The 26,541-nt window shown below is 55.5% G+C and carries 28 protein-coding genes and 1 tRNA gene; 14 read left to right on the top strand and 15 right to left on the bottom strand.

Translation table 11 applies throughout. The features are described 5' to 3' along the window. Window positions 1-6: 6 nt before the first annotated feature. From HY751_06525 to HY751_06480, 10 genes are all read left to right on the top strand, one after another. On the top strand, window positions 7-237 hold the full coding sequence (locus HY751_06525; GenBank protein ID MBI4666044.1) for a hypothetical protein: 231 nt from the start codon (window positions 7-9) through the stop codon (window positions 235-237). Next, window positions 216-782: a hypothetical protein gene (locus tag HY751_06520; protein MBI4666043.1), complete on the top strand. Its 567-nt coding sequence runs from the start codon at window positions 216-218 to the stop codon at window positions 780-782. Before HY751_06525 ends, HY751_06520 begins: the two co-directional genes overlap by 22 nt. 16 nt (window positions 783-798) lie before the next feature. After that, on the top strand, window positions 799-1,308 hold the full coding sequence (locus tag HY751_06515) for a HyaD/HybD family hydrogenase maturation endopeptidase (GenBank protein MBI4666042.1): 510 nt from the start codon (window positions 799-801) through the stop codon (window positions 1,306-1,308). A gap of 153 nt (window positions 1,309-1,461) precedes the next feature. Next, the gene (locus HY751_06510) at window positions 1,462-2,049 is read left to right on the top strand and encodes a thioredoxin fold domain-containing protein (protein ID MBI4666041.1); all 588 of its coding nucleotides are present in this window, start codon (window positions 1,462-1,464) and stop codon (window positions 2,047-2,049) included. Then, window positions 2,046-2,522, top strand: coding sequence for a sulfur oxidation c-type cytochrome SoxX (soxX, locus tag HY751_06505; protein ID MBI4666040.1), 477 nt, complete (start codon window positions 2,046-2,048; stop codon window positions 2,520-2,522). Before HY751_06510 ends, soxX begins: the two co-directional genes overlap by 4 nt. Window positions 2,523-2,557: 35 nt before the next feature. Next, a complete protein-coding gene (gene soxY, locus HY751_06500; GenBank protein MBI4666039.1) occupies window positions 2,558-3,013 on the top strand; it encodes a thiosulfate oxidation carrier protein SoxY in 456 nt (151 codons plus the stop codon). Between the two features lie 18 nt (window positions 3,014-3,031). Then, window positions 3,032-3,361 (top strand): thiosulfate oxidation carrier complex protein SoxZ, encoded by a 330-nt coding sequence (soxZ, locus tag HY751_06495; protein MBI4666038.1) that lies wholly within the window; start codon window positions 3,032-3,034, stop codon window positions 3,359-3,361. A gap of 17 nt (window positions 3,362-3,378) precedes the next feature. Beyond that, window positions 3,379-4,161, top strand: a complete 783-nt coding sequence (soxA, locus tag HY751_06490) for a sulfur oxidation c-type cytochrome SoxA (GenBank protein ID MBI4666037.1) — start codon at window positions 3,379-3,381, stop codon at window positions 4,159-4,161. A 76-nt stretch (window positions 4,162-4,237) separates the two neighbouring features. Next, window positions 4,238-5,935, top strand: a complete 1,698-nt coding sequence (gene soxB, locus HY751_06485) for a thiosulfohydrolase SoxB (GenBank protein ID MBI4666036.1) — start codon at window positions 4,238-4,240, stop codon at window positions 5,933-5,935. Window positions 5,936-5,950: 15 nt separating this feature from the next. Next, window positions 5,951-6,403, top strand: coding sequence for a thioredoxin fold domain-containing protein (locus HY751_06480; protein MBI4666035.1), 453 nt, complete (start codon window positions 5,951-5,953; stop codon window positions 6,401-6,403). Window positions 6,404-6,558: 155 nt separating this feature from the next. Here HY751_06480 and HY751_06475 read toward each other — a convergent pair whose 3' ends face one another. Next, complete coding sequence (locus HY751_06475) at window positions 6,559-6,726, bottom strand: hypothetical protein (GenBank protein ID MBI4666034.1); 168 nt, start codon at window positions 6,724-6,726, stop codon at window positions 6,559-6,561. A 230-nt stretch (window positions 6,727-6,956) separates the two neighbouring features. On the opposite strand from HY751_06475, the gene HY751_06470 reads away from it, so the two are divergent. Then, a complete protein-coding gene (locus HY751_06470) occupies window positions 6,957-8,480 on the top strand; it encodes a 2,3-bisphosphoglycerate-independent phosphoglycerate mutase (GenBank protein ID MBI4666033.1) in 1,524 nt (507 codons plus the stop codon). Window positions 8,481-8,515: 35 nt separating this feature from the next. Beyond that, on the top strand, window positions 8,516-10,300 hold the full coding sequence (locus tag HY751_06465) for a menaquinone biosynthesis decarboxylase (protein MBI4666032.1): 1,785 nt from the start codon (window positions 8,516-8,518) through the stop codon (window positions 10,298-10,300). Between the two features lie 28 nt (window positions 10,301-10,328). On the opposite strand, the gene HY751_06460 is transcribed toward HY751_06465, so the two are convergent. From HY751_06460 to HY751_06395, 14 genes are all read right to left on the bottom strand, one after another. Then, complete coding sequence (locus HY751_06460; protein ID MBI4666031.1) at window positions 10,329-10,562, bottom strand: hypothetical protein; 234 nt, start codon at window positions 10,560-10,562, stop codon at window positions 10,329-10,331. Then, a complete protein-coding gene (locus HY751_06455; protein MBI4666030.1) occupies window positions 10,546-11,157 on the bottom strand; it encodes a NapC/NirT family cytochrome c in 612 nt (203 codons plus the stop codon). Before HY751_06455 ends, HY751_06460 begins: the two co-directional genes overlap by 17 nt. Continuing rightward, a complete protein-coding gene (locus tag HY751_06450; GenBank protein ID MBI4666029.1) occupies window positions 11,154-11,546 on the bottom strand; it encodes a cytochrome c in 393 nt (130 codons plus the stop codon). Before HY751_06450 ends, HY751_06455 begins: the two co-directional genes overlap by 4 nt. Window positions 11,547-11,562: 16 nt before the next feature. After that, window positions 11,563-12,843 carry a hypothetical protein gene (locus HY751_06445; protein MBI4666028.1) on the bottom strand — a complete coding sequence of 427 codons (1,281 nt, stop codon included), beginning with the start codon at window positions 12,841-12,843 and terminating at the stop codon, window positions 11,563-11,565. 275 nt (window positions 12,844-13,118) lie between these two features. After that, entirely contained in the window at window positions 13,119-13,808 is a 690-nt protein-coding gene (locus tag HY751_06440; GenBank protein MBI4666027.1) for a CBS domain-containing protein, read from the bottom strand. Window positions 13,809-13,827: 19 nt separating this feature from the next. Further along, on the bottom strand, window positions 13,828-14,532 hold the full coding sequence (locus HY751_06435) for an ABC transporter ATP-binding protein (protein ID MBI4666026.1): 705 nt from the start codon (window positions 14,530-14,532) through the stop codon (window positions 13,828-13,830). After that, a complete protein-coding gene (locus tag HY751_06430; protein MBI4666025.1) occupies window positions 14,525-15,247 on the bottom strand; it encodes an ABC transporter ATP-binding protein in 723 nt (240 codons plus the stop codon). The genes HY751_06435 and HY751_06430 overlap by 8 nt, the downstream gene beginning before the upstream one ends. Then, a complete protein-coding gene (locus HY751_06425; protein MBI4666024.1) occupies window positions 15,244-16,254 on the bottom strand; it encodes a branched-chain amino acid ABC transporter permease in 1,011 nt (336 codons plus the stop codon). Before HY751_06425 ends, HY751_06430 begins: the two co-directional genes overlap by 4 nt. A 4-nt stretch (window positions 16,255-16,258) precedes the next feature. Next, the gene (locus tag HY751_06420; GenBank protein MBI4666023.1) at window positions 16,259-17,134 is read right to left on the bottom strand and encodes a branched-chain amino acid ABC transporter permease; all 876 of its coding nucleotides are present in this window, start codon (window positions 17,132-17,134) and stop codon (window positions 16,259-16,261) included. A 97-nt stretch (window positions 17,135-17,231) separates the two neighbouring features. Continuing rightward, on the bottom strand, window positions 17,232-18,584 hold the full coding sequence (locus HY751_06415) for an ABC transporter substrate-binding protein (GenBank protein MBI4666022.1): 1,353 nt from the start codon (window positions 18,582-18,584) through the stop codon (window positions 17,232-17,234). Between the two features lie 315 nt (window positions 18,585-18,899). Further along, entirely contained in the window at window positions 18,900-20,306 is a 1,407-nt protein-coding gene (locus HY751_06410) for a PocR ligand-binding domain-containing protein (GenBank protein MBI4666021.1), read from the bottom strand. Between the two features lie 133 nt (window positions 20,307-20,439). Next, window positions 20,440-20,513, bottom strand: a tRNA-Gln gene (locus HY751_06405). A 63-nt stretch (window positions 20,514-20,576) separates the two neighbouring features. Continuing rightward, the gene (locus HY751_06400) at window positions 20,577-21,302 is read right to left on the bottom strand and encodes a TrmJ/YjtD family RNA methyltransferase (GenBank protein MBI4666020.1); all 726 of its coding nucleotides are present in this window, start codon (window positions 21,300-21,302) and stop codon (window positions 20,577-20,579) included. A 15-nt stretch (window positions 21,303-21,317) separates the two neighbouring features. After that, window positions 21,318-22,781: an adenylate/guanylate cyclase domain-containing protein gene (locus HY751_06395; protein MBI4666019.1), complete on the bottom strand. Its 1,464-nt coding sequence runs from the start codon at window positions 22,779-22,781 to the stop codon at window positions 21,318-21,320. A gap of 196 nt (window positions 22,782-22,977) precedes the next feature. On the opposite strand from HY751_06395, the gene HY751_06390 reads away from it, so the two are divergent. Further along, window positions 22,978-24,201, top strand: coding sequence for an MFS transporter (locus HY751_06390; GenBank protein MBI4666018.1), 1,224 nt, complete (start codon window positions 22,978-22,980; stop codon window positions 24,199-24,201). A gap of 304 nt (window positions 24,202-24,505) precedes the next feature. After that, window positions 24,506-26,500 carry an EAL domain-containing protein gene (locus HY751_06385; protein ID MBI4666017.1) on the top strand — a complete coding sequence of 665 codons (1,995 nt, stop codon included), beginning with the start codon at window positions 24,506-24,508 and terminating at the stop codon, window positions 26,498-26,500. Window positions 26,501-26,541: the final 41 nt, after the last annotated feature.

Raw genomic sequence — 26,541 nt, 5'->3', positions numbered from 1 at the left:
ACCGGGATGTATAATGACGGCATGGACATGAAAGAGCGCCCCAACCACCGGCTTTATATCAAGACGCTCCGGCGGATGACACCGGAACAAAGGCTTATGAAAGCTTTTGAGCTTTCCGATTTCTCAAGGGAACTATTCATTCAAGGATTAAGGAAAAAGTTCAAAGGCCTTGCCGAGAAAGAGTTTCGCGAAGAGCTGTTGAAACGGCTGGATAAATGTCACAACAGGAATTACTGATTAAAGCCGTCCGGTCGCTGGACGCTCTTTCCATCGATTACATGATTACCGGCTCCCTGGTTTCCAGTCTTCAAGGGGAACCCCGCTCTACCCATGACATAGATATTGTTGTTTCAGTAAATCGGGAGGACGTGATTAATTTGGCGGATGCGTTTCCGCCACCCAGGTACCACGTTGATGTTGAAAGCATCAAAAAAGCCATTTCCCAGAATGGCATGTTCAACATGCTAGACTTGGAAAGCGGTGACAGGATTGATTTCTGGCTTCTTACGGAGAACGACTTCGACAGGTCCCGGTTTGAGAGAAAAATCAGGGAAACCATTTTTGGTGTTGGGATAGACATCTCCACTCCTGAAGACACCATATTGATGAAATTGCGTTGGGGTATGCTGGCTGGCGGAAGCGAAAAACAATTTACGGACGCGCTGAGGGTGTATGAACTTCAATACGCCACGCTGGATTTTAACTATATGAAAACATGGGCGCAAAAGTTGGGGATAACGGCTCTAATGAACCGTTTGATAAAAGAAGCCGAGCCAGTTTAAATTAGGATAAATAAACATGACCCTCTCCCCTTTCATCACCATTCTCGGCATCGGCAACCTCCTTCTCTGCGACGAAGGGGTCGGGGTGCGGGTCATTGAAAAACTGCTGGCCGAATATGAATTTCCCCCCAACGTGAACCTGGTGGATGGAGGGGCCACAGGGCTTTACCTGCTACCGTACATCGAAGAGTCCACCCATGTGATAGTGGTGGATGCGGTGGACGGCCCGGGGGAGCCGGGAACGCTCTACCGTTATTCAGCGGAGGATTTTAAACGGGTAATCCCCAAAAAAATGTCCATCCACGATGTGGGTTTCGTAGAATGCCTGGCCTTGGCCGAGTTGGACGATGCGTTACCCAAAACGGTCACCATAATCGGGGTCAAACCGCACGACATTAAAACCTACACCATGGAGTTGTCCAGCCTGATCAAATCCCGCTTGGAAGATTTGACCGCCATGGCGCTGGATGAACTCAAAAAGCTGGGCGTTGTTCCGGTCCAAAAAGCCAAAGTGAATATTCTTTAGAATCTTTTCGCCGCCTTCCGCATCTAGTTGAAGTTAGAATCGTCCTATCATGCGAAGTTAGCCGTATCCATCCCCGGTTTAGGGGTTTAAAAGCCGGGCGTGGCGTAGAACAACCAGTATTATCAAGATGTTGGCGCAACCACTGGGATTGGTATGACACCAGGCGTATTTACCGTGGGCGGGCTTTTCATTCCGCAGGGCGTAAGGCGCTTTGTGGCTCTGGCGCTATTTTTACTTGTCGTTCTGCCCGGCCCCGGATTTGCGGCGGATCCGTACGCCACAGGGGTTTTTAAGTTACATTTTGGCTCCATGCCAGAGGAGTTGGGGATTGCCAACTCCGAAGGAAGTACCCTGATGGTCTATTTCTGGCAAGAGGGATGCCCATACTGCGAAAGAATGGAGAAAGAGGTTTTAAGTGCGCCGGAGATAAAAAAGACGCTGTCCGAAAAGTTCCATCCGATGGAGGTGAACATTTTTGGTTCAAAGGAAATGGGGGATTTCGCCGGGAAGCCGTTCACCGAAAAGAGTTTCGCCGGGCAAATGAAAGTTATCTACACACCTACGGTGGTGTTTTTCGACAAGGAAGGCAGGGAGACTTTCCGGCTCCCCGGGTTTTGGCAGGCTCCACATTTCAAGGCCGCCATGGTTTACGCCCGGGAGGGGCATTACGGGAAAATGAGTTTTCAGGAGTTTTTGAGATACCATTGGTTCAAACCGGAAACGAAGGAGGGGGCCGAATGAGAAAGACCTTGGTAATGACCTTTGTGGCGGCGCTATTCGTCGTGGCGGCGGCGTTGTCTCCCCAGGGGTGGGCTCAGGAGAAAAAGGACGCCAAGCTGGGGGTGGAGGCGCTGAAGATGAGTGACGCGGAACTTTTCCCAGACATCCCGGCCCCAGCCAAAAATTATGAAAGCCCGGGCGGATACACATCTTCAAAGGAAAACGGGTTTAAGATTTTTTCAGACGTGAACCAGGGCAACTGCGCCGCCTGCCATTGCGCCGATGGGGTGAAAGGGTGCGGCAACATCGGCCCGTCGCTGGTGAAGTACAAAAAGGACCTGGGCAAAGAACGCACATCCAGCTGGATTTACCAGAAAGTCGCGGACTCCAGGGTGGACAACCCCGATACCGTCATGCCACCCACAATCACCACCAGCGTGTTGAGCGCGGAGCAGGTGGCGGATGTGGCGGCGTTTTTAGAATCGTTGAAATAACCTTTTACCAGGAGTTATTGAGGAAAGGGACAGGGATGAAATCGGTTAGCAGAAGGGATTTTATGAAGATCGCCGGCGCGGCGGGCGCGGCGGCGGCTTTTAGCGGCCCAGGCCTAGCCTTCGCCGACGAAGCGGCGGAGCAGAAAGCCAAGGCGGACGCGGCCATAAAGGAAGCCACGGGTGGCAAAGAGGCGGCAAAGGGGGCGTTGACGCTGGAGGCCCCCACTATCGCTGAGAATGGCGCGGTGGTGCCGGTTTCCATACAGGCCAAGGGGTTCACCCCGGCTCGGGTGATCCTGATTGTGGATGAGAACCCCTCCCCCCTGGTGATAGACGCTAAAGTAAACGCCAAATACGCCGGAGACGGCGCTATCGGCGCCAGGATAAGGATGAGGAAAACATCCAACGTGCGGGCCTACGCCTACGACGCCAAGGGGGCGCTCCATGGCGACACGAAGACCGTGAAGGTCACCATCGGCGGTTGCGGTTAAAAAAGGAGGTTTATAAAAATGGCCGATATAGGTAAAGCCATAATACGGCTCCAGAAGATGAGCAAGGGGGAGACCGCGAAGATACAGTCCATAATCATCCACCCAAACGACACTGGGTTTGTGAAAGATGAGAAGACAGGCAAGGTAATACCCGCCTATTTCATCGAGAGCGTGAAGGTGGAGTTCAACGGCGAGGCGGTGTACGAGATAAAGACGGGCGGCTCCATCAGCAAAGACCCGTATTTCTCATACAGCCTGAAGACCGACAAGCCCGGCAAGCTGAAGATGACCTGGAAAGACAACAAGGGTGGCGTTTTCGAGCAGAGTGCGGACGTCACTTTAGCCTAAACAAAGGAGGCCCGGCAATGATGAAGGGGTTCGTTCCGGCAGTAGCGGCGGCGCTCGCCGCCATCGTGGCGTTCTCTCCGGCCATTATGGCCCAGGAGGCGGGGGTCACCACTTCCATATCCGACGCGGATATGGCGTTGTATAGAACGGGGATCAACCCCGCCGACGCGGATGTGGACGCGGGCGAGGCGTTCTTTAGAAAAGAACAGGGTGAAAAGAAAACATCCTGCGCCGCGTGTCATGAGGGGCCAGCGGCAAAGAAGAGCCTGAAAGGCTCCGCGGCCACTTTCCCCAAATGGATAGCCTCGGCCAAAAAGGTCGTCACCTTGGAGGACCGCATCAACATGTGCGTAACCGGCGGGATGGGGGCCGAGAAGCTGGAGATGAAGTCCGCCACCATGACGGGCATATCCCTCTATGTGCGCTCCCTGTCCAAAGGGATGAAGGTGAACGTCTCAACTGGCGGTGAAGCCAAAGATACCTTCGATCTGGGCAGAAAGGTTTTCGCCACCCGGCGGGGCCAGCGCAATTTGGCCTGCGCCACTTGCCACGAGGATCTGGTGGGTTCCACTCTTCGTATGCAGGCGCTGAACAAGATTAACGGCGCGGCGGCCCATTGGCCGGCCTATCGCATGGTGAATGGCGAGACCACGCAGTTGCAAAGGCGGTTCCAGCAATGCATGAGCAACGCGCGATTGGCGCCCTTCCCCATGGGTGACTATCGCATGACCGCGCTGGAGCTTTATGTGACATCGCTGGCCAACGGCAGTCCCATGGAAACACCGGGCTGGGTGCGCTAGGTATCCTGATTTGTTAAACCGGCCCGGGGACACCCAGCTATAAAGGGGTTCCCGGGTTTTTTTATGGAGCGGGCACATGTCCAACCTTACCCGTAGGGACTTTATGCATCTGGCGGCGGCGGCGGGCCTGCTGGCCACCACGGACCCGCTGGAGGCGCTGGCGGCTGTGGATCCGGAAAAATTCCTGGAGTTTGAGCCGCTGGGCAATCTGACCCTGTTATTTGTCACCGACCCCCACGGCCATCTAAAACCCCACTATTACCGGGAGCCTTCCATAAACATAGGGCCGTCCAACATGAACAAGACCCCGGGGCATCTTACCGGTGAGGATTTCCTGAACTATTACAAGGTAAAAAAAGGCTCGGTTGGGGCTTATTTCGGGGCCAACGTGGCTTTCGAGGAGCTTTCGAAAAAATACGGAAAGATGGGCGGATACGCCCATATAGCCACTTTGGTGAAAAACGCCCGGAAGAGCCGGGGGGCCGACAGGATTCTACTTCTGGACGGCGGCGATACCTGGCAGGGAACCGCCGTGGCCATGTGGACCGAGGGCAAGGCCATGGTGGAGGCGCAAAATCTGCTAGGGGTGGACGCCATGGCTCCCCATTGGGAGTTCACCTACGGCAGAAACAAGGTGGATCAACGCGTAAGTGAGTTGAAGGGGGATTTCCTGGCCCAGAACATCCGTGACGCGGACTGGGGCGAGATGGTCTATCCCGCGTACAAAATTTACGAACGCGGCGGCGTTAAAGTGGCCGTTATCGGCCAGGCTTTCCCGTATGTGCCCATAGCCCATCCGGGGGACCTCTCGGCGGGGCTCACCTTCGGCGTACAGCCGGAACGGATGCAAGCTTATGTGAACGAGGTCCGGGACAAGAAGGCGGACGTGGTGGTGGCGCTCTCCCATAACGGGCTGGAGGTGGACAAGAAACTGGCCTCGCAGGTATCCGGTATTGATTTCCTAATCTCCGCCCACACGCACGATGCGGTTTACGCGCCCATCATCGTCGGCAAAACGGTTGTGGCGCAGGCGGGTACCCACGGGAAATTCCTGGGCCGGATAGACGCGGAAGTGAAAAACGGCAAGGTGGGAAAGTACCGTTACAAACTCATCCCCGTGCTTTCCCAATCCATCGAACCGGACGGGGAGATGCAATCGCTGATAGACCGGGCCTACGCCCCATACGCCCAAAAGCTATCCGAGAAGCTGGGCGTGGCGGAGACCACTCTTTACCGGCGCGACACATTTTATGGAACGTTCGACCACGTGATAATGGAGTCCATCCGCTCAAAATATGACTCGGAGATAGTCTTCTCCCCCGGTTACCGCTGGGGCTCCACCATCCCGGCGGGGGCGCCAATAACCATGGACGACGTTTACGACATGACCGCCGTCACTTACCCCAACGTTTACACCTTCGACATGAAGGGGGAACAGCTGAAGCTGATATTGGAGGACGTGGTGGACAACGTGTTCAACCGCGATCCTTATTTCCAGCAAGGGGGCGACATGAGCCGCCTGTTGGGCGTGACTTACGATTGCCACGTGAACGGCGAGCCTTTCGACAGGTTGCATAACGTTCTGGTGAACGGCAAACCGCTGGAGGCTCAACGCAAATATAAGCTTTCGGCGTGGGGTGGCAATCTCCACCGGGCCGGCGAGAACCTTCGGCCGGAATCCGCCCCTGTGTATGACGTGGTAGCGGAGTATATCCGTAGCCGCGGCAAAGTGTCCGCCCCGGTTACGTCCAACGTCCGGGTTGTGGGCGCGTAAAGATTTGGAGTGGTTGTGAGGAAGTTATTGGGCGCGGTGATTTTGGCTCTGCTCGCGGGCGCCGGGGCGTATGCGGATTCCGCAAAGACGGCGGACCCGGAAATAACGGCGCTATATTTTTTCCAGCAGGGTTGTATATATTGCGCAAGGTTCGAAGCCGGGCCGCTGAAAGACCAAACCGTGCTGGGGGAACTAAAAACCCTGAACTTTGTGCGTGTGAACATTTCGTCCAACGCGCCGGTGGACCCGGGCAAAGGCGGGAAACCTCAACAACAGCTGGCCAGGGAGCAGGGGGTGGACATTTATCCGACGCTGGTCTTCAAAACATCCGAAGGAAACGAGATAGCCCGCATCCGTGGGTTTTTCGAGACCCGGGATTTTTTGGAGATGTTAAAGTACGTTACCCGGAAGCATTACGTTGAAGAGAGTTTCGAGAAATACCTGGAACGTCTGGCAAGGGGTGGTTAACGCTATCTGTGATGACGCTGGGCAATAAAAAAGGCCATCACCAACTTCCTGATGGCCTTACCCTATCGGGGCAGGGTGTTTAGAAAATTTAATACGCTCTCTTCTTACCCCCGGCCCCTCGGGCGGCTTACTTTCAAAAAATCACGATGTGCCGGTCAACCACCGTACAAGGTGGTTGTGTACATCCCTAGCATTATCACGAACATCAGGGCGGCGGCGAAAATTCCCATGCCAAACACCACCACCAATATTGGAACGCTCTCATCCCGGTGGGCTAAATCCTCAGGATGACCTTCCCCGAAATGGTGCAACGTAGTTGCCATGACAGATCTCCTTATAAGGGTCCTTATTCCTACCTTAAATATAATCCTTTTCTGTATTATTGGGGGATGCCTTGGACTCTTGTGTAACTTGTTGAATATCCATGTCTAAAAAAGCCAGGGTTTTGGCGGTCTAGTTACGCGGGCCGGGCTTGGGGGCTTTTTTTGGAGCGTTGACGGGGGCCTTGGCGGATAGTAGAGTGAATCTTGAACCATAAGGAGAATCAATACCCATGGCTCGTCCCGTAGTTCTTCTAATCCTGGATGGATGGGGAATATCAAAAGATACCCAGTGGAACGCCATCGCACAGGGCGTAACCCCGCTGTTCGACCGGCTGGACAAAGAGCGCCCTTATGTGGCCATAGACGCCTCCGGCGAGCAAGTGGGGCTTCCTGCGGGGCAAATGGGCAACTCCGAGGTGGGGCATCTTAACATTGGCGCGGGCCGTGTGGTGTACCAGGACCTTCTCCGGGTGACCGTCTCCATCCGGGACGGCTCTTTTTTCGAGAACGAGGCGTTAAAATCCGCCGTGGAACGGGCGGTCAAGAAAGGCTCCGCGTTGCATCTTATGGGGCTGGTTTCCGATGGGGGCGTACATAGTCATATCGAGCACCTTTACGCATTTCTGGACTTGGCCAAGCGCCATGGGCTTTCTAATGTGTTCGTCCACGCATTCATGGACGGCAGAGACACTCCCCCGGACTCGGGATTGGGGTACATTCAACAGCTGGAAGCCCAAATAGCCGCCAAGGGCGTGGGCAAGATAGCCACGGTGACTGGCCGGTTCTACGCCATGGACCGGGACAACCGGTGGGAACGGGTGAACAAAGCCCACGATTGTCTGACCCGGGGAGCGGGTTTAAAATTTGCCACGGCGCAAGAAGCCATGGCCGATTCCTATACGCGGAAAGTGACAGACGAGTTCGTGGAGCCGTCGGTTATCACAGGCGCCGATGGCGAGCCGGTGGGCACGCTATCGGACGGCGACGAAGTGATAATGTTCAACTTCCGGGCCGACAGGATGCGGGAGATCACCCGGACGTTGTTCGACCCGGCCTTCGCGGAGTTTCCCCGGCAGGCGTTTCCAAGGGTCTCTATCACCTGTCTGGCGGAGTACGACGCCAAGTTTCCCTTGCCTGTTGCCTATGGAACCCATATCCCCAAGAATGGGCTGGGGGAGGTTCTGGCGCGGAACGGATTAAAACAGTTCCGCACGGCGGAAACGGAAAAGTACGCCCACGTCACCTTTTTCTTCAACGGCGGGATGGAGACCACTTTCGAGGGGGAGTCCCGCAAGCTGGTGCCATCCCCCCGGGTGCGCACGTATGACCTCCAGCCGGAGATGAGTTGCCCTGAAGTGACCGACGGGGTGGTGGAAGCGGTGGAGTCCGGCAATTTCGGCGTGATTATAGTGAACCTGGCCAATGGCGACATGGTGGGGCATACCGGCATATGGGAGGCGGCGTTGAAAGCCGTGAACGTGGTGGACACCCAGGTGGGGCGCATAGTGGAAGCCTGCGCTAAAACCGGAGCGCACCTTTTAATCACCGCCGACCATGGCAATATAGAATGCATGGTGGAGAACGGCAAACCCATGACCGCACACACAACCAACCCGGCGCCGTTTTATTACATAGGCCCCGGCGGGTTTAAATTGCGGGAAGGCGGCAGGCTGGCGGACATCGCGCCTACGATGCTAAAACTTCTGGGACTGCCACAACCGGAAGAAATGACAGGAAAGAGTTTGCTGGAGTGATTAACACGATTCGATTCGACTCCATCCGCGAATTCATGGCCCATCTGGAGCAGATGGGGGAACTTGTGCGCATTAGCGAAAAAGTCTCGCCGGAGCTGGAGATAACCGAGATAACCGACCGGGTGAGCAAAATGCCCGGCGGGGGGAAGGCGTTGCTTTTCGAGAACGTGGAAGGCTCTTCCATGCCGGTCCTCATCAACGCTTTCGGATCCCGCAAGCGCATGGCCGCAAGCCTTGGCGTGGACGATGTGGAGAAAATCGCCGCCGGGTTGGACTGGCTCATCAAGATGAAAGCCCCTGAAACGTGGCAGGAAAAACTGGCCATGTTGCCCACTCTTTTCAAGATGGCCCGGTTCACACCTAAAACCGTGAACGACGCAAACGCCCCTTGCCAGGAAGTTGTATTGCTGGAAGGGGATGTGGACCTTACCGCCATTCCCGTTTTGAAATGCTGGCCCGATGACGGCGGAAGGTTCATCACCCTGCCGTGTGTCTTTACAAAGTCGGTGGACGGCCGGCGCAACGTGGGGATGTACCGCATGCAGGTCTATAACGCCCGCGCCACGGGGATGCACTGGCACATCCATAAAGACGGCGCGCGGTTTTTCGACCAGCATCGCGCCAGAGGGGAGCGGATGGAAGTGGCCGTGGCCCTGGGGTGCGATCCTGCGGTGATATTCTCCGCCACGGCGCCCATGCCGCCTGGGGTGGACGAGCTTCTATTGGCTGGCTTCATCCGGGGCAAAGGGGTGGAGCTTGTGAAATGCCGCACGGTGGACCTTGAGGTTCCCCGGACGGCGGAGATAGTTATTGAAGGGTATGTGAACCCGGACGAGACGAGGCTGGAAGGGCCTTTTGGCGACCATACCGGCTATTACTCGCTTACCGGTATGTACCCGGTATTCCATGTAACCGCCATTACCCACCGGAAGAATCCCATTTATCCGACCACCATCGTTGGCAAACCCCCCATGGAAGACTGTTACATGGGGAAAGCCACCGAACGCATATTCCTGCCGTTGCTCAAAACCCTCCATCCGGAGATTGTGGATTACGACCTGCCTTGGGAGGGGGTTTTCCATAACTGCGTCATCGTGTCGGTGAAGAAGCGGTACCCGGCCAACGCCAAACAGCTCATGAGCTCGCTATGGGGCGCGGGGCAGATGAGTTTCGCCAAGATGATAATGACCATGGACGCCGGGGTTAACGTGCATGATTACGCCGAGGTGGCGCATGTCCTGCTCAACAGGCTGAACATGGAGGAAGATATCACTATCTCCGAAGGGGTACTGGACGTGCTGGACCATTCGGCGCCAAAAGCCCTGTATGGCGCCAAGCTGGGGATAGATGTAACGTCGCCGGTGGAGGGGGAATCCCGGAAGGCTCCGGAATATTGGGGTGGCAGGCCATTGGAACCCTTCATCAACGCCTTGCGGCAGAGGGCCGATGTAATCTCCTGGGCCATACCGTATGAGGACGTAGCCAATCCACTGGCCATTATCGCTGTGGACAAGCGGGCGCCTTTCGATGGGCGCAGGATCCCGTCTGAGGCGCTTAAGGCGGATACGGCCCGCTCGATAAAAATAGTGATCGCTCTGGATAAAGAAATAGACCCGGCGAACTATTCCGTGGCGCTCTGGAAATTTTTCAACAACGTGGATCCCCGGCGGGACATGGTTTTCGAGGATGGCCGCATGATAATAGACGCCACAAAAAAACTGGTGGAGGAGGGGCACCCAAGGGAATGGCCAGACGATCTTGAGATGATCCCGGCGGTGAAAACGAGGGTTAACGAAATGTGGCCCCGGCTGGGGCTTTAAAGGGCCTGGCGGTCAAACCCAACCGCCATCATCTGAACATCCCTTTAACACGCGCTTCGGTGAACACCATCCATAGCCATAACGCAAAGCTTGCCAGCAGAAAACCGGTGCCGGAGACAAGCGTCACTACAAACTGAAACGGGCTTTTGGCGTAAAGCGACAATAACATGAAAACCATCCCGGCCATGTTGGTAATCAGGGCTGTTTTCATTCCCCGTGGTATCCCTGCCGCTTCTGCCGCTTGCTCATCCTGCGGAGTCATCTGATTCCTCCTCCTCGATAAGATGGGCCAGGTCGTGGCAACCCTTGGCGAGGCATGATTGCTTATTGTCCGCAAGCTTCTTGAACATCTCTTCCGGCTTGTTGTGCATGCGCAGTTTTTGATATTTCCGGGACGACTCGTGGCATCTCAAGCATTCCCGGTTATCGTATGGGGAGTAAAGGCTGATCTTTCCCGCCGGAGCGCCCTTGATGTAATAAACGTAAAGATGGCTCAGCCCCTGTAGCTTGGCCCGTATTGGGCCGAACATGGTGTATTGCGTGTGGCAGGCGAAACAGGCTTTTTCCTTGGGCACCAGGTTGTTCTGGTAATGGAAGGCGGACAGCGGCTCGTCATCGTCCACCTCCAGGCTTTTCACGTAATCTGTCATGACGTGGCACTGGGCGCAGAATGCCACCTTCTGCGCCTCTTCCAGCCCCTGGCCCAGCACCCCGGCCCCCCACACCAAAGGGAACACCCCAAGGCTTATGAAGGCAAGAAGTTTTCTGGCGCCCCCGCCTAGCAAGCCCCACTCTTTCCACAAGATAGCGATGAAGCCCGCGTTACACATGGCAAGCAGGAGGAGCGCCAGTTTCATTTACCCTGCCCGGCGGCTGGTTTAAGGGCCAAGATCCACGTGATAAGCGTTTCACGCTCCGCGTCGCTCCCCTTGAACCTCTTCTTGTGTTTGCGGCCGTCAATGGCTATCTTCTTGCGAAGGTACTTGTCCAGGAAATCAGCGTCACGCTTCGCCGCCAAACCGGAGAGGTCCGGCGGAGCCTTGGCCCCTTCCGCCGCCTGCTCTTTCAACTCCTCCTTCGCCTCGGCGGATTCCATCACTGTAATGCCTGCCGATTTCACCGAATGGCAGTTTACACAACCCTCGTTTATAAATAAGGTCTTGCCGTCATCCCCGGCCAGCGCCGGGGGTGACGAGCATAGCCAGACGGATGCCGCCGCAACGGCGATCCTGGTAATAGCGTTCATTGGGGAAGCCTCCAACTTAGAACATCACCCTGAAGTTGACCCAATAGTCGTTCTTCTTCGTGTGCCCAGTCTCGTCGTTGATGTCCAACTTAACGTAGAAACCCAGCCGCATGTTTTCCTTGGGCAGGAACGATATCTGCGGGATCACCTGGTGGTCGCTCACCGTGAATCCGGAGCCGGTGTCTTTCTCCACCTTGTCGTACATCACTCCCGTGTACCACATCTTGTTTATCTGCCAGGCCGCCTGGAAACTGTAACCCTTGAATTCGAACTTGTCATTGGCGGAGGTTGAAAGCTTTCCGTCCTCATCGTCGCCCCATACGTAGCTTCCGATGACGTCAATATCCCTCCACCGCAGGTTACCAGCCGCCTGGTACCTCTTGCTGGTGGAAGTGAGGTAAGAGGCGGACACGGTGTCCGACGCGGCGGTGTTCTTCCCGTCCTCCCCCTGGAAGGCCCATAGGGTTACACTGCTCCCCTCTATGGCGCTCTCCATATCTTCGGTTACGGTGTAGCGGAGCCCGCCCCAGTAGAACATCTTGTCGTTCACGTCGGCGGCGGTCTTGCCGGAGCTTACCCCGGCCCACCACAGCGCCGGCCCCGCGTATCCATAATACTGGATCGCCGGCCGGGCCTGGCTTATGCCAAGGCTGTCGTCACCGGTGCCATTGGAGGTTTTAACGGCGTAAAGAGGGGAAGAGTAGTTGGGGAAAATCCGTAGCCTGTCCGTCTGGGCGGAAAATTCCAGCGCCGACACGTTGCCCAGCTGGAAGTTCACTGCCGGTGTGCCGAACATGTTGTGGTAGCTCAAATGCCACCAGTTGTAGTGGACTGTCTCCCCGGCGAACTCCAGTTCCATGAAGAAAGCCGCGTTCTTGAATATGGAGCCCCCCACGAAGAACTGTATCCAGTCCGGCCCGCCTATGGTGATCTGGTCTTTTTCGTCCCCGCCGAGGTTCAGCGCTTTTTCTCTTAGCCTGAACGGCGTGAGGTTCAGCCTGAATCCCAGCAGGTTTGTCACATCATCTAGGACCAACTCGTTGTTTATCACCTTTTTCATCAGGTCGCCGTCGGGCTGTTCATTGTCCGGATCCTGATACCCGTTCCACAAGAACCGTTCCCCGTAATAATTCAGCCGTGGGAATGCCGTGTGGCAGGTGAAACAGGATGTCTTGTATTTTCTTGCCCATTGCGAGAGCGCGTTGGCGTCGTGGGTAATCAGGAAGGTTGATGAAAGAAAGATGAAAGTAGCAAGTAATCCGGCGCCTGCGGCCGGCGCTGTCCTTGAAGTGTGCATTGCGGTACTCCTCTCAATCCTTTAAAGCGCCCCGTGAAGAAGTAGCCTGCGCGTCGTGACCCCTTGGGCTAACCGCCCATCATTCCGCGCCAATTTCCCTCAGTAACTCTTCCGCTGGTCAGGACTGGACGAATGCAAACTTTTATTCCATATCTCTCCTAAATTGTTCCGGCATTGGATCCGCACAATAATAAAAATGTATGCCCGCTGGTAAAAATAGTCAAGTAATTAGCCGCGTTCCCGGGCCAATAGAGCCTATCCGCCCGCGATCGTGGTTACTTCTTGCGCCTTCTCCGCGTTTCCTCAACGAAATCCTCCACCACGTTTAACAGGCGGAATTTAGAAGCCAGCGCCTCCTTCAGTTCAGCAAGCTTCGGCGGCTCCACCCGGTGGATGCGGAAATAGACCTCCCTGAGCCCCCCTCCCGCATTTGGGTAATGCGTCAACACGCTAACGATCCTTCCACCGTGAGCCCGTATCTCGTCCGCCGCTTCTTTTAAAGAGCCCGGCCGGTCATCGAGGTTCAAGGCGAACTGCACGCCGTCCTGGTACGCTCCGGTGATTGTCACCAGCGCCCTGAAAATATCCACCTGGGTGATGACCCCCACCACCCTCATTTCCGTGTCCACCACCGGCATGCCCGAAATCTTGTTGTCTATCATCAGCACCGCCGCCAACTCCACAGTCTCCGACGGGCGGGCCCATATCACGTTGCGGGTCATTATCTCTTTAACCTCCACATTGGCCAGCAGGTAGTGGAGCTCGAACACGTCCAGCGAGGTGGCCTTGGAAGGGGCCGCCGCCTTCAAATCCCTGTCGGTCACAACTCCGGCAAGCCTGCCCGCGGCGTCCACTATTGGCAGGTAACGGATGCTCTTGCTTCTCATGATGGCCGACGCCTGCATTATGGACATCTCGTCGTCCGCCGTTATCACGTTTTTGGTCATCCAGTCGTTTATCAGCATGGCGCCTCCCGGAAAAAATCTATAGCCCCAGATAAGCCTCTTTAACGTGAGCGTTCTCGGCCAGCTCCCGGCCCGGCCCGCTTAATGTGACCCGCCCGTTCTCCAGCACGTAAGCCCGGTGGCAGATGGCCAGGCTGTGCTTAACGTTCTGCTCCACAAGAAGAACGGTGACCCCGCTTTCGTTAATAACTTTTATGATGCGGAAAATCTCCTTCACCAGGAGCGGAGCCAGGCCCAACGAGGGCTCATCTAGCATGAATAACTTTGGAAGGGACATTAGCCCCCTGCCCACGGCCACCATTTGCTGTTCCCCTCCGCTCAAGGTGCCAGCGGCCTGTTTCATCCGTTCCCGGAGCCTTGGAAACAGGGCATATACCCATTCCATGGTCTCTTTCCTTTTTCGCCGCGCTTCGGGGGAAAGGGAGCCCATGGCAAGGTTCTCCTCCACGGTCATGTCGGCGAATAGCCTTCTTCCTTCTGGCGCGTGGGCCACTCCCAGGCGTGGTATTTTATCCGCCGGGATTTGGTCCAGCCGGATCCCGTCGAACTCCACGGCGCCGCTGGCCGGGCGCAGAAGGCCGGATATCACGCTAAGGCAGGTGGACTTGCCCGCGCCGTTGGCCCCCAGAAGGGCCACTATTTCCCCCTTCTCCGCCTCGAACGAAACGTCCCACAACGCCTGCATGTCGCCGTAGAACGCGTCCACCCCCATCACCTTAAGCATTGTAAGGCTCCCCCAGGTAAGCCTCCACCACCGCCGGGTTCGACACGGCCTGGGCCGGTGTTCCTTCAGCGATGGTCTGGCCGAAGTTGATCACATGCACCCGGTCGGATATGGACATGATCACCTTCATTATGTGCTCGACGATGACTATGGTCACCCCCGAGTCCTTTATCTTCCGGATAAGCCCTATGGCCTCATTCTGCTCGGAGGGGTTTAACCCGGCGAAAGTCTCGTCCAGCAGGATGAGCTCCGGTTTGGTGGCAAGGGCCCGGGTTATCTCCAGCCGTTTCCTGTCGCCTATGGTTAGGCCCCCTGCGATCATCTCTTTCCTTTTCGACAACCCACAGAACTCAAGGGCCGTGTGGGCCATGGTCCGCGCCTCGCTTATGGAGCCTGTCCGCGCGAAGGTGGCGGCTATCACGTTATCCTCCACGGTCATCCGTTTTAACGGGCGCACCACCTGAAAAGTGCGGGCTATGCCCAACCGGTTCACCTTATGGGGCTTCAATCCGTCTATCCTCGTCCCCTTGAAATATATCCGCCCGGAGGTTGGTTTGTGGAATCCGGAGATAAGGTTGAATATGGTGGTCTTGCCGGAGCCGTTAGGGCCGATGAGGCCGTAAATCTCCCCTTTGTTAACTTCAAGGCTCACGCTGTTCACGGCGGCCAGACCGCCGAAGTACTTAACCACGCTCTCCAGTTGGAAGTAGCTCATGCCGTTTTCCTGCCCGTTGAAAAAAGCCGGAAGAGCTTGGGAAAGTCACCCGCAACGCCGTTGGGCATGAACCGGATGACCATCACCACAAGTACGCCGAATACAAGGATGTGCGCCTTGGTGACATATCCGGTGGCGGTGATGAGCCATTGCCAGTCCACCGCTTTTGCCCCGGCCTCTAAATACCCGAAAGCCCCCGTGCGGAACATTTCCTGCGTCAGCACCATTATGAAAGCGCCAACCGTGGGGCCGTATATGGTTCCCACTCCGCCCACTATGCCCACGAGGATGGCCATTATGGAAATGTCGTGGAGTGAGAAAACCACATGGGGATCTATAAAGCCCATGTAGTTCATATAGAGCGCCCCCGCCACGCCAGTGAGGGCGGCGGCTATGCCAAGCGATACCATTTTGTAGAAATGGGTGTCCACCCCAATGCTCTCTGCGGCGTCCTGGTCTTCCCGGATGGATATGAAATAATAGCCAAGCTTGCTGGCCATAACCAGTTTTACCAGCGCCACCGAACCCGCCGCCAGCGCCAGGGCGATGTAATAATATGGCAACTTGGAAATGAACGTCTGCATTATCATGATCCCAACCATCCCCTGGGTGAAGGATTCCCAGATGGTGGCGATATGGCGCATCACCTCGTTGAGCGCAAGCGTGGCCAAAGCGAAATAGGCCCCCCGGAGCCTGAAACATATCCAGCCAAAGGGGAAGGCTATAAGCGTGGCCGTTATCCCGCCCAGCGCAAGCCCCCACCAGGCCGACCAGCCCAGATGTGTTGTCAGCAGGCCCGCCGTATAGGCCCCGCAACCGAAAAAAGCCGCGTCGCCGAAAGACACCTGCCCGGTGTATCCGGCAAGAAGGTTCCACGCGGAGCCTATCACCACCCACATCAGCGTGAGGATTATCAGGTGCAGGTAATAGTCGTTGGTCACAAAAAGCGGTAGCAGGGCCATCAACGCCGTGGCTATCAGCAATGGGAGCCAGCCCGTTTTCAACATGCCCCTAAGCCTTTGTGAGCCACCGGAACCCGCCGGGCAGGAAGAGCAGGACCAGCAGGAATATCACCAGCCCAATCATGTCCTCGTACTCCATCCCCACATAGGTTGCCCCGAAAGCTTCCGCCAATCCCAGCGTTATGCCGCCGAAAATGGCCCCCACCGTGGAGCCCAGCCCCCCAAGTATGCATATGACGAACGCTTTTCTTGTGAAGGGGCCGCCCATGTCCGGGTACAGGTAGAAAATGGGCATAAGCAGAGTGCCCGCCGCCGCCGCCAGGGCGGAGCCTATGCCGAAGGTTATGTATGTTATCCGCTCCGTATCCACCCCCATAAGCGACGCGGCGGTCCTGTCTTGCGCCGTGGCGCGGATGCTCCGGCCCAGGTCCGTCTTGACCAGGAAAAAGAAGAGGGCCGCCGTCAGCGCCACGGCGATGGCGAAATCTATCATCAGCGGCACGCTGAAAGATATTTCGCCCCAGAATATCGTGGCGTTGGAGTAAGGGGTTTTGACGGACTTGAAGTCGGAACTGAATATGAACCGCATTATCTCCGTGAGGACCATGCCTATCCCCACGGTCATCAGCACCTGGTTTTCGGGAAGGATGGTCTCCACCCTCAGCAGAGGATTCAGCAGGTGTTGCTGTATTAGAAGGCCCAAGGTGAAAATCACCGGAGCGCCCAGGAACAGGGACAGGTACGGGTCTATGCCCAGCAGGGTGAACAGGGAGTAAGTGAGATACATGCTCACCATCATTATCTGGCCGTGGGCCAGGTTGATAATGCCCATCACGCCCATTATCAGGGTCATCCCCATGCCGATGAGAGCGTAAAGCCCTCCTTTCAGAAAACCCGACACAAGGGTTTGAAGGAATAGGTCCATCTGCCACCTGCAAAGGTGAACGGTTGATCCACCGGGTCACAGCCGAAAAGACACCCCGCGAAGCTGGCGCTCCAGCCCCGCGGGAATGAAATAGCTTTTACTTGCGTTCCTTGGCCCAGTCCACCGGATAAGCGTATTTGGCGGTGGCGGACTTCTTGGGCCAGATCACCTCCAGCTTGCCGCCAAGCCATTGCACAACGTAGGTATCCATTTTGTTCTGGTTTACCTTCTTCCCTTCGGAAACGAACTTAACCGGCCCGAAAACCGTCATCATGTCCGTCGCGGCCAGGGCTTTCTTGACATCCACCGGCTCCAGGGACTTGGCCCGTTTAAGCGCGTCGGCTATCACATACATGGCCGCGTAGGCCTCGGCGCCGTGATATTCGGTGTCCTTCTTGTACCGCTTCACGAAGTTGTCGAAATACTGCCTGGCCCCGGGATGGGGCAATGACTGGTGCCACAGCGTGGCCGAGATCACCTTGTTTGCGGCTTTCCCGGCGCTTTCATAAAACTCCGGCAGGGTGAACCCGGCCCCGCCGCCGACGAAAAGTTTCGGATTAAGTTTCAACTCCATGGAGTGGTTCATCAACAGCGCCGCGTCGTTGGAGTAGGAGACCATGTAGATGATGTCCGGGTTCTCCTGCTTAACCCTGGAGAGGATTGGCTTGAAGTCCAGCGTGGTCTTGTCGTAACCCTCTTTGATGAGGATTTTTATTCCAAGCCGTTTGAACCGCTCCTCCACGTTGGAAGCCGAAGATGTGCCGAAAAGGCTGTTCTCGTAAAGGATAACGGCGGTGGCCGGTTTTACCACCTCTTTAAGGAACCCCTCGATGCCGTCGGCGTATTCGCTGGCGGGCGGGTTGAGCCTGAAAATGGAGTAACGCGGCATTATGGAGGCCACTTCCTCGCCAGATTTGGCCTTAAGCGCGTCCATTTCCGCTTTCAGCTCCGCCTTCCTGGCGGGGTCTTTCTCCTCATCCATCTGTTTCTTTTTCTTGGTCGCCATCTGCCCGCTGGGGGTGTAGGAGGAGGGCTCGGTTATGTTGTCCGCCGAGCCTGTATTAATGAGCAGGGGGAACGATTTGTTGATGGCCACGCCAGCCATGGCGGCGGTGACCGATGAACTGTACCCGCCACCCACCAGCGCCACCTTGTCTTGCTGGATAAGTTTTTCGATCGCGTTGCGCCCCACGTCCGGCTTGCTCTGGTCATCCTCGATAATAAGTTTTATCGGGGCGCCCTTTACGCCCCCCTTGGCGTTTATTTCCTCCACCGCCATTTCGAAAGACTGCTTTTCTATCTCCCCGAAATTGGCTTCCGAGCCGGTAAGGGGAAGCACTATGCCCACCTTGACGGGTTCCGCGGCGAAAACGCCCGGCCCCGGCATAAGGAAAACGGCGGCGGCCGCCAAACAGCCGGAAACAGTTCCGATAACGCCTGACCTCTTCATATTCCACCTTCAAGATAGATTGTTGTGAATATTAAGACATCTAAAGGAGAAACCAGCGTCCAATGCCGGGCGCCGGGCGCATTATGTGGTGGGGGTGTTTTGGCCGGGGAGCTTAAGCCTTTCCGCGGCACTCCATGGAAAAGACTGGATACGATGGCGGAGCGCATAATACGAACACCCTCCATTTTTGTTCATTATGGCGCCATTTATAAAGTTATCAATAAAATCCATACCGGTGACAGGAGGGGGAGTTTGTATGCATGGAGAATTGGTGGCGTTTTAAATGAAGGAGGGAGATTCAGGAATCCGTATCGACTAGCCCAGATCCGGAATGGTGAAAAATATCGTTGTCCCCTTATCAAGTTCCGATTCCGCCCACACCCTGCCGCCGTGCCGTTCAATAATCCTGCGCACAAGGGCCAGCCCCACGCCGCTTCCCTCGAACTCCGACCTTGAATGGAGCCTCTGGAAAACGTCGAACAGGCGGCCAGAGTACGCCATGTCGAACCCCACGCCGTTGTCGCTTACGCTGTATATGACATGCGGGCCATCCCTGGCGGCCCCAAGCTTGATAACCGCCTTGTCCCGGTTTTTTGTGAACTTTATGGCGTTGGATATAAGGTTGGCCAACACCTGGTGAAGCATGATTCCATCCACTCTCGATGGTGGCAAGTCGCCCACTTCGAAAACGACATCCCGCCCCTGGATCGATGGCTTCATCTCGTTTATTACCGTTCTGGCCAACTCCCCCATGTCCATCACTATGGTTTTCATCTCGCTGTGGCGCATGCGGCCGAACTCAAGCAGGGCGCCGATAAGTTTTGTCATCTGGGATACGCCGGTCAGCACCATGTCGAACATCGAACGCGCGTCTTCGGGCAAATGTTCCCCGTGGCGTTGCAATATATATTTGGTGAAGCCGTCAATTGCCCTCAGAGGCGACATAAGGTCGTGCGAAACCGAATAGGAAAACGCCTCCAGTTCTTTGTTGAGGGCTATCAGCTCTCTTGTGCGATTCTCGACTTCTTTCTCAATTTTCGCCTGCGTTTGCATGGCCCGTTTCTGGGCCAGGCTTTGGGTGGCTATTAGATGGGCGAACCCGGTAAGGAAATTAAGGATGCTGGGCAACTTTTCCTCGGCCACTATTGGGGCCTCTGAAATGGCTTTCAGGTAATCCTCCTCCGGGAAGCCGAATTCCCTGGCCTGGTTTCTAAAAAACTCCAGGTCCGGCTGGGCCACGAAAAACTGGCCTATGAAAAGGTTGGCTATGTGCTTGCCTTCTATAACTATGGGGGTGGCGCAATCTGTAAGGCCGTTCCGGCAACGGTATATCGCGTAGTTCTTCCCCTCCTGCATCTGCCGGGACAGGCTGATGTCGCTTTCCAGGCACCGGCTTAAGGTCTGTTCGTTCACCCTGTGGAAGTCCATGCACACCCGTTGCCAACGGGAGGAGGCCAAAACTTTCGCTTTCAGGTTGAGAATGGCCACGGGCAGGCCCACCACTTCCAGGAAGTTCTGGAAAACCTGGTTTATCTGCCCGAAATCTATGAGCGAGGCCAGGTCGGTCTCGCCCGCCTCCGGCGCAGTTTGCGCGTCAGCCCCGGTTTCTTTGCCGATGGATACGTTCCAGTCCGCCTTTAGCGGATCTCGCATCTGGCTTACTTGGGGTGTGCGTATGAAAAGCTCGGAATTTGCCCCGCCTTCGGTAGAATCGCTGGACATAGCGTTTAATCCCCGGTTTAATGACGCCCCATACATTAATTAGTGTATTCCACTATCCGGCGCGTGGCAAAAGGGATTCAAAACGACTTTTGCCGGAAAGAGGCGATCAGGAGCGGATGAAGGGGGTTTTAAATGGCTGGCCCCCGAGGAGTCGAACCTCGACGTATAGATCCAGAGTCTACTGTCCTACCATTAGACGAGGGGCCAAAAGAATGGATTAATATATCAAAACGTCCCCGGCAAATCAATATGTGAAGGAGTAATTGCCCCTCAATCCACGGGTTTTATGCCCCTCTTTATCTTCCGCAAGGCGCCCAGCATGATTCGCGCTTCCTCCACGTCCGGGTTTGCCCTGTTGAACAGCGCTTCCATCCGCGAAAGAAGACCCGTCGGGTTTTTCCCCTCGAAAAAACCGGTTTCGCCCAGAACTTCTTCCATAAGATTGAAAAACATTCTGCGTTCCGCCATGGGTGCGGGCGCCCGCGTTCCCTCAGCCGGGGCGGGTTCCGCGCCGGTCAAGGTTTTTCTGGCCTCGTACAATATCACCGCCACGGCTTGCGCCAGGTTTAACGACGGGTGGGCCTCCGTCGAAGGAATCTGGATTATTGCCCCGCACCGGCGGATGTCTTCGTTGGACAATCCCAGTTTCTCGGAACCGAACACCAGTCCCGCCGGGCCGCCAAGGCTCCACAAGTCTTTAACGGCCACTTCCGGGTTCAAGACTGGTTTAGGGGTGTGGCGAGGGCGGCGGCTTACGGCATAGGCGGCCACAGCCGGCTCCAGCGCCTCATCCAGAGAACCCGCCATCATTGCCTGTTCTATTATTTCCTCCGCCCCCGGCGCCATTTTGATAGCCTCCAGGTGGGCCCGGCTGGTGGGATTGACCAGGGTAAGGGAAGAAAAACCGAAGTTTTTCATTATCCGCGCCACGGAGCCTATGTTCCCGGCGTGGCGGGTATTAACAAGGATAATGATGGGAGGGTAATGGGAAGGTATGGCCCAAGCTCCAACTTAGGTTTTTTTCAGGAACGAAAACACCTTCTTCACAAGGCTGGGCTCTCCCTTGGGTGTTGGCTTGGTAGGATCCACCACACGAAGGATGAATGGGCCTATGCCAATCTCTTCACCGGGGGCGACCTCGGTTTTTTCTATTTTCTGGCCATTCACATAGGTGCCGTTGTTGCTCTTCAGGTCTTCGATAACGGCTTTGCCCTCTTTGACGAATATCCTGGCGTGTTTGCGGGAGACTATCTGGTTGTCCAGCCTTATGTCCGCCTCCGCTATCCTGCCGATCACCATGGGGGACGGGGTTAGGTCGTACTGGGCCACAACCCCTCCTTCGCCTTCAACCAACAGCCTCAGTATCTCCCGCACGTTGAGTTCCATGGTGACTTCGCCATCCATGAAAACCTGTTCTTTTTCCGCCGGTTTTTCGGCCCCTTGCAGGAACACAAGCTTTACGGAGCCTATTATGAACTCGTCCTTATCACGCATTTCGTACCGGGTTATCTTTACCCCTGCGTGGATGGTGCCGATATGGCTGTGCAGGTCCTCTATGTAATATTTCCCGTTTTCGAAGATTATCCTGGCGTGCTTGCGGGACACATAAGTCTCGTCCAGATGTATGTTGGCGTTGGTGGAACGCCCAATAATCACCGGGGCCGAGTTCAAGTCGTACTCCTTGGGCTCTTTACCCTCCTCGGCCACGATTACTTTGGCCTCTTTGCCAGCGCCGATAGTGATGGAACTGGTGGTGGGCCGCTTGCCATCCCACTCCAGAGGCATCTCGGTGGTCACTTGCGTGGCGGGGGGCAAGGGAGGAGCGGTCTTAACGCTGGTCTTGTACTGCTCCTCGGCGGATTCCTCCCTCCATACCACCTTGTAAACCTTCTGCATCCCGGCCTTGCCCTTAACCTGGGTTTCCCCGGAAAAGACAATTTTTAATTCCTTCTCCTCATGGGAAAGCTTGTTTGTGTCGGCGGATATGAGTATTTCCCCTGGTTTGGCCATAGCCTCGAACCGCTGGGCGGTGTTCACCACGTCGCCATAAACGTCGTTCTTCTCCACGATGCCCCGGCCGGTATTCAGGCCGCACCGGAGGATTATGGGCGGGTGGGCGGATTTTTCGTTATATTTTTCAAAACCTTTTTGGATGTCCACCGCCGCCAGCACCGCGTCCGGAGCTTTCTCGAAATAAGACAGCGTGCCGTCCCCCATGGTTTTCACCAGCACTCCCCTATGGGCCTCAACGATGGGGAATATGATGTCGTTATGGTTTTTGAGCAGGGTGCGCATCGCAATGTCGCCCAGCTCTTCGGCCAACCGGGTGGAACCGCAAATATCGGTGAAAAGAACGGTTATCTCACGGGTGAATTTGCGCTTGATAAGCGAATCAAGCTTTTCCTTCTCCCGAAGAAGTGTCTCCAAGTCCACTTCCTCGGATTTTTCACCGGGTGAATTTTTTTCTTCGTTCATCTAGGCGTCACAAATCTTACCGGCGTGGAATAAGGCCGCGCCACCCATTGCCAAGAGCCGCAAACTTGGGCCCCTCCAGATTTCTTTCCCGGCCGGGCATTAACACAGCCCAAAGCCCCTGGACAGGTTTCAACTTCTTTTCCCACAATTTGTTAATATACTAGACTTTACCACGCCAACTCAAGACAAGAACCGGATGGAAACCGCCTCGCGACGAGCAGACTGGAACCGGACCGTAGCCGGTTGGGCGTTATATGACTTCGCCAACACCATGTTTTCCATGAACATCGTGTCCCGCTATTTCCCTCTTTGGGTGACCGGGGAGCATGGCGCGCCGGACATTTATTTCTCCGTGTCCCTTTCCCTGTCCATGTTTCTCGTGGCCATAACATCCCCTGCGCTGGGGGCCATTTCAGACGACACGGGCCAGCGGGTAAAACCGCTTTTTTATCTTACAGCCGGTTGCGTACTAGCCACGGCCTTGATAGGGTTTTCCCCCACCCTCATGGCCGGGCTTGTGTTGTTCGCCTTGGCAAACTACTGTTACCAGTCTGCCTTGGTGTTTTATGACGGGCTTCTGCCGGACGTGACCGGTTCGGGATCCATAGCCAAGGTGTCTGGATACGGTGTGGCTTTGGGGTATGTGGGGGCTATCGCAGGATTGGGGCTTATAGCCCCCGTGGAATCGGCTTTTGGCCCGAACGCCGTATATTTCCCCACGGCTGTCCTGTTCATGCTTTCGGCTGTGCCATGTTTCCTGTGGGTTAAAGATAAAAATCCGGCCCCCTTCGCCAGGGCGGATATAGCCGGAGCGTTCAAAACCCTATTAACATCATTCAAGATGGTAAAGGAACGGCGGGACCTTTTCCTGTTCCTGGCGGCCAATTTTTTAATTCTGGATGGCGTGAACACGGTCATAGCCTTCATGTCCATATACGCCAATACCGTCATTGGCCTTTCCGGCGGCAGGTTGAACGTGTTTCTTATAACATCCACAGTAGGCGCGGCGGTGGGCTCCTTTATATGGGGGACGATAACCCACAAAGCCGGAGCCCGGCGGGCCATGATATACGTGTGCTGGATGTGGCTGGCCACGCTGGTATTGGCCGCCTTCTCCACCGGGGAAACGATATTCTGGGCCGTGGGGCCCATGGCCGGGGTGGCCCTGGGCGGAGTGTGGGTGGCAGGGAGGGTGATGCTTGTGAACCTGGCCCCCTCATCGGCCATAGGGGAGTGTTTCGGGCTGTACTCCGTGGCGGGGAAAGCCGCCTCCATAACGGGCCCGTTGGTATGGGGCGTTGTTGTTTATGTTTTTTCCTTTCTGGGCGGTACGATTCAGCACAGGCTGGCGGTGCTTTCCCTGGCCATATTTATCGGCGGCGGGTTGTGGCTGATCAGGAAAATAACGCCCACCGGGTAACGGTTATATCTCGTGCGCGAAAAAGACAGGATTTGGACTTCGGCAATTGAATAGACCCGCCCCAATTAACCCTCTTGAAATCCGGCTGGAAACAATTGATACTATGAAAACCGTCCGGGCCGGGGGAGTACTTTTCAAACCGGCGGTGTCGTTCCATACAACAACCGGCTAATTATTGCAGGCCAATGGAAGTTTGCGTCTTGCGCAGGCATGTCCTTGGGGAAATATAGGGGATTACGTGAAAAGGCGCTTTTTTGCTTCGATAAGCCTGGCTCAACTCCTTTTTATCCTTTTCACGCTCTCTATGGCCCTGGCATTTGTTTTCATATATTCAATTTCCGTTTATTTAAAAGACCGGGCCATAACAGACCTGGCCCAGGACGACGCCCGCCAGATATCCGGCCTGGTGTTCCAAAGCCTTTATTCGGCCATGAGCAAGGGGTGGAACAAGGATGAAATCCAGGAGATTATCACCCGTCTCAACCAGAACGAATGGGAGATGAAGATAAGGGTTATGCGGGGTTTCCCGGTAATCCGCCAGTTCGGCGAAATCGAAGGGGAAAAGGCCGTCCGCCAGGCGGACAGGCACCTGATGGAGGCGCTGATAAAAGGTGACGATTACCTCTTCACGCAGGGGGACAGGATTCGTTACATCTACCCGGTCAAGGTGAAACAGGAGTGCTTGCGGTGCCACACCGAGGCGAACGTGGGCGACATAAACGGCGCCATAGACATAGACTTCCCCGTCAAAAACCTGAAAATATCGCTCAACTTCATGCTAAACGTTGTGAGCGGGTATTTCGCGCTGGTGCTTATCCTGATTTTCGTTTTCCTCCAGTTCCTTTTGCGGTTCCTGCTGGCCAAGCCGCTCATCCAGCTTGTGGGCATTATCCAGGAAATAATAGAGCATACCGACCTCAGCAGAAGACTGCCTAAAAGGACAGGGTGGGTGACGGAGTTCGAAATGCTCTCGACCTACTTTAACAACATGCTCTCTACCATGCAGGATTACAGCAGACAGCTGGAGGAGCTTTCCATCCGGGATCCGCTCACCAAGCTTTACAACCGGAGGAAGTTCGAGCAGTTCCTGGATTATGAGGTGAACAGGTCTTTGCGCCACAAACACCCGTTCTCGCTGATCATGATGGATGTGGACAACTTCAAGCACATTAACGACACTTACGGCCACCCCATTGGAGACCTTGCGCTGAAGGAAATCGCCAATACGCTGGAGCAGGCCACCCGGAACACGGACATCGTGGCCAGGATAGGCGGGGACGAGTTCGCCATAATCCTGCCGGAAACCCACGGCGACAACGCCATGATAGCCGCCAGGAAAATCCGGGCGTGGCTCAACGAGGCGGTTATGGAAGTGCCCAGCGGAAAGATACGCATGACGGCCAGCTTCGGGCTGGTGGAGTTCCCCTTGAACGGAACCAGCATGGCGGACATATCAATAGCCATGGACGTGGCCATGTACAAAGCCAAAAAAGGCGGAAAAAACCGCATAGCCACCATAGAGGAGTCCGACAGGGAAATGGTGGTGGAGTCATACAGCCAGACCGTAATGGTAAAACGGGCGCTGGACGACGACAGGGTGGAGGCCCATTTCCAGCCCATTGTGGACGTTAAAACCGGCAAAGTGTTCGCCTATGAAACCCTGGCCAGGATAAGGGAGGGGGACGTAATAATCCCCGCCAGCCAGTTTATCGAGGCCGCCGAGGAGGCGGGGCTTTCGGAGCATCTGGATATCAGGATAATCGAGAAGGGCATAGACTTTAAAAAGATGGCTTCCCGTCTGAACGGGGTTAAGCTTTTCTTCAACCTGTCGCCCCGCACCTTCCGCCATACCGATTTCATGAGAAGCGTGCCGGAGAAACTGAAAGACGCGGGCGTAAGTCCGGAAGATGTGGTGTTTGAAATAACCGAACGGGAGGCCCTGCCGCACATTGCCGAGCTTAACTCACTCATTTCAGACCTGCACTCGGCGGGGATACGTTTCGCCCTGGACGATTTCGGGAGCGGTTTCTCCTCCTTCGTTTATCTAAAATATCTGACCGTGGACTACATAAAAATAGAAGGCAGTTTCGTGCGTTCTATCGCCATGGACCCGTCGGACAAGATAATGGTGAACCATATCCACGGCATGGCCAAAGACTTCAAGATAAAATCCATCGCCGAGTTTGTGGAAGACGAAGAGGCCCACAAGATTTTAAAAGAGATGGGGGTGGATTACGGCCAGGGTTACCATTACGGTAAGCCTGTTCCCGGCCGTCAAATAACCGAAGGGGGCAAGTAGCGGAAAAATCCGTTCCGCCACCCCTTTGCCCCGTCGTATAA

The organism is Nitrospinota bacterium (assembly GCA_016208975.1).
In the GTDB taxonomy this organism is placed as follows: domain Bacteria; phylum Nitrospinota_A; class UBA7883; order UBA7883; family JACRLM01; genus JACQXA01.
The sequence above is the reverse complement of the archived record's forward strand: the minus strand, read 5'-3'. Positions and strand labels throughout refer to the sequence as shown.

Coding starts and splice junctions, on each gene's coding strand:
- HY751_06430 (MBI4666025.1), bottom strand. CDS start 15,247: ATGAGCTACTTCCAACTGGAGAGCGTGGTTAAGTACTTCGGCGGTCTG.
- HY751_06470 (MBI4666033.1), top strand. CDS start 6,957: ATGGCTCGTCCCGTAGTTCTTCTAATCCTGGATGGATGGGGAATATCA.
- HY751_06455 (MBI4666030.1), bottom strand. CDS start 11,157: ATGAAACTGGCGCTCCTCCTGCTTGCCATGTGTAACGCGGGCTTCATC.
- HY751_06475 (MBI4666034.1), bottom strand. CDS start 6,726: ATGGCAACTACGTTGCACCATTTCGGGGAAGGTCATCCTGAGGATTTA.
- soxZ (MBI4666038.1), top strand. CDS start 3,032: ATGGCCGATATAGGTAAAGCCATAATACGGCTCCAGAAGATGAGCAAG.
- soxY (MBI4666039.1), top strand. CDS start 2,558: ATGAAATCGGTTAGCAGAAGGGATTTTATGAAGATCGCCGGCGCGGCG.
- HY751_06440 (MBI4666027.1), bottom strand. CDS start 13,808: ATGCTGATAAACGACTGGATGACCAAAAACGTGATAACGGCGGACGAC.
- HY751_06415 (MBI4666022.1), bottom strand. CDS start 18,584: ATGAAGAGGTCAGGCGTTATCGGAACTGTTTCCGGCTGTTTGGCGGCC.
- HY751_06395 (MBI4666019.1), bottom strand. CDS start 22,781: ATGAACGAAGAAAAAAATTCACCCGGTGAAAAATCCGAGGAAGTGGAC.
- HY751_06515 (MBI4666042.1), top strand. CDS start 799: ATGACCCTCTCCCCTTTCATCACCATTCTCGGCATCGGCAACCTCCTT.
- HY751_06435 (MBI4666026.1), bottom strand. CDS start 14,532: ATGCTTAAGGTGATGGGGGTGGACGCGTTCTACGGCGACATGCAGGCG.
- HY751_06385 (MBI4666017.1), top strand. CDS start 24,506: ATGGCCCTGGCATTTGTTTTCATATATTCAATTTCCGTTTATTTAAAA.
- soxA (MBI4666037.1), top strand. CDS start 3,379: ATGATGAAGGGGTTCGTTCCGGCAGTAGCGGCGGCGCTCGCCGCCATC.
- HY751_06420 (MBI4666023.1), bottom strand. CDS start 17,134: ATGGACCTATTCCTTCAAACCCTTGTGTCGGGTTTTCTGAAAGGAGGG.
- HY751_06410 (MBI4666021.1), bottom strand. CDS start 20,306: ATGTCCAGCGATTCTACCGAAGGCGGGGCAAATTCCGAGCTTTTCATA.
- HY751_06460 (MBI4666031.1), bottom strand. CDS start 10,562: ATGACTCCGCAGGATGAGCAAGCGGCAGAAGCGGCAGGGATACCACGG.
- soxB (MBI4666036.1), top strand. CDS start 4,238: ATGTCCAACCTTACCCGTAGGGACTTTATGCATCTGGCGGCGGCGGCG.
- HY751_06445 (MBI4666028.1), bottom strand. CDS start 12,843: ATGCACACTTCAAGGACAGCGCCGGCCGCAGGCGCCGGATTACTTGCT.
- HY751_06465 (MBI4666032.1), top strand. CDS start 8,516: ATGGCCCATCTGGAGCAGATGGGGGAACTTGTGCGCATTAGCGAAAAA.
- HY751_06525 (MBI4666044.1), top strand. CDS start 7: ATGTATAATGACGGCATGGACATGAAAGAGCGCCCCAACCACCGGCTT.
- HY751_06510 (MBI4666041.1), top strand. CDS start 1,462: ATGACACCAGGCGTATTTACCGTGGGCGGGCTTTTCATTCCGCAGGGC.
- HY751_06425 (MBI4666024.1), bottom strand. CDS start 16,254: ATGTTGAAAACGGGCTGGCTCCCATTGCTGATAGCCACGGCGTTGATG.
- HY751_06450 (MBI4666029.1), bottom strand. CDS start 11,546: ATGAACGCTATTACCAGGATCGCCGTTGCGGCGGCATCCGTCTGGCTA.
- HY751_06520 (MBI4666043.1), top strand. CDS start 216: ATGTCACAACAGGAATTACTGATTAAAGCCGTCCGGTCGCTGGACGCT.
- soxX (MBI4666040.1), top strand. CDS start 2,046: ATGAGAAAGACCTTGGTAATGACCTTTGTGGCGGCGCTATTCGTCGTG.
- HY751_06390 (MBI4666018.1), top strand. CDS start 22,978: ATGGAAACCGCCTCGCGACGAGCAGACTGGAACCGGACCGTAGCCGGT.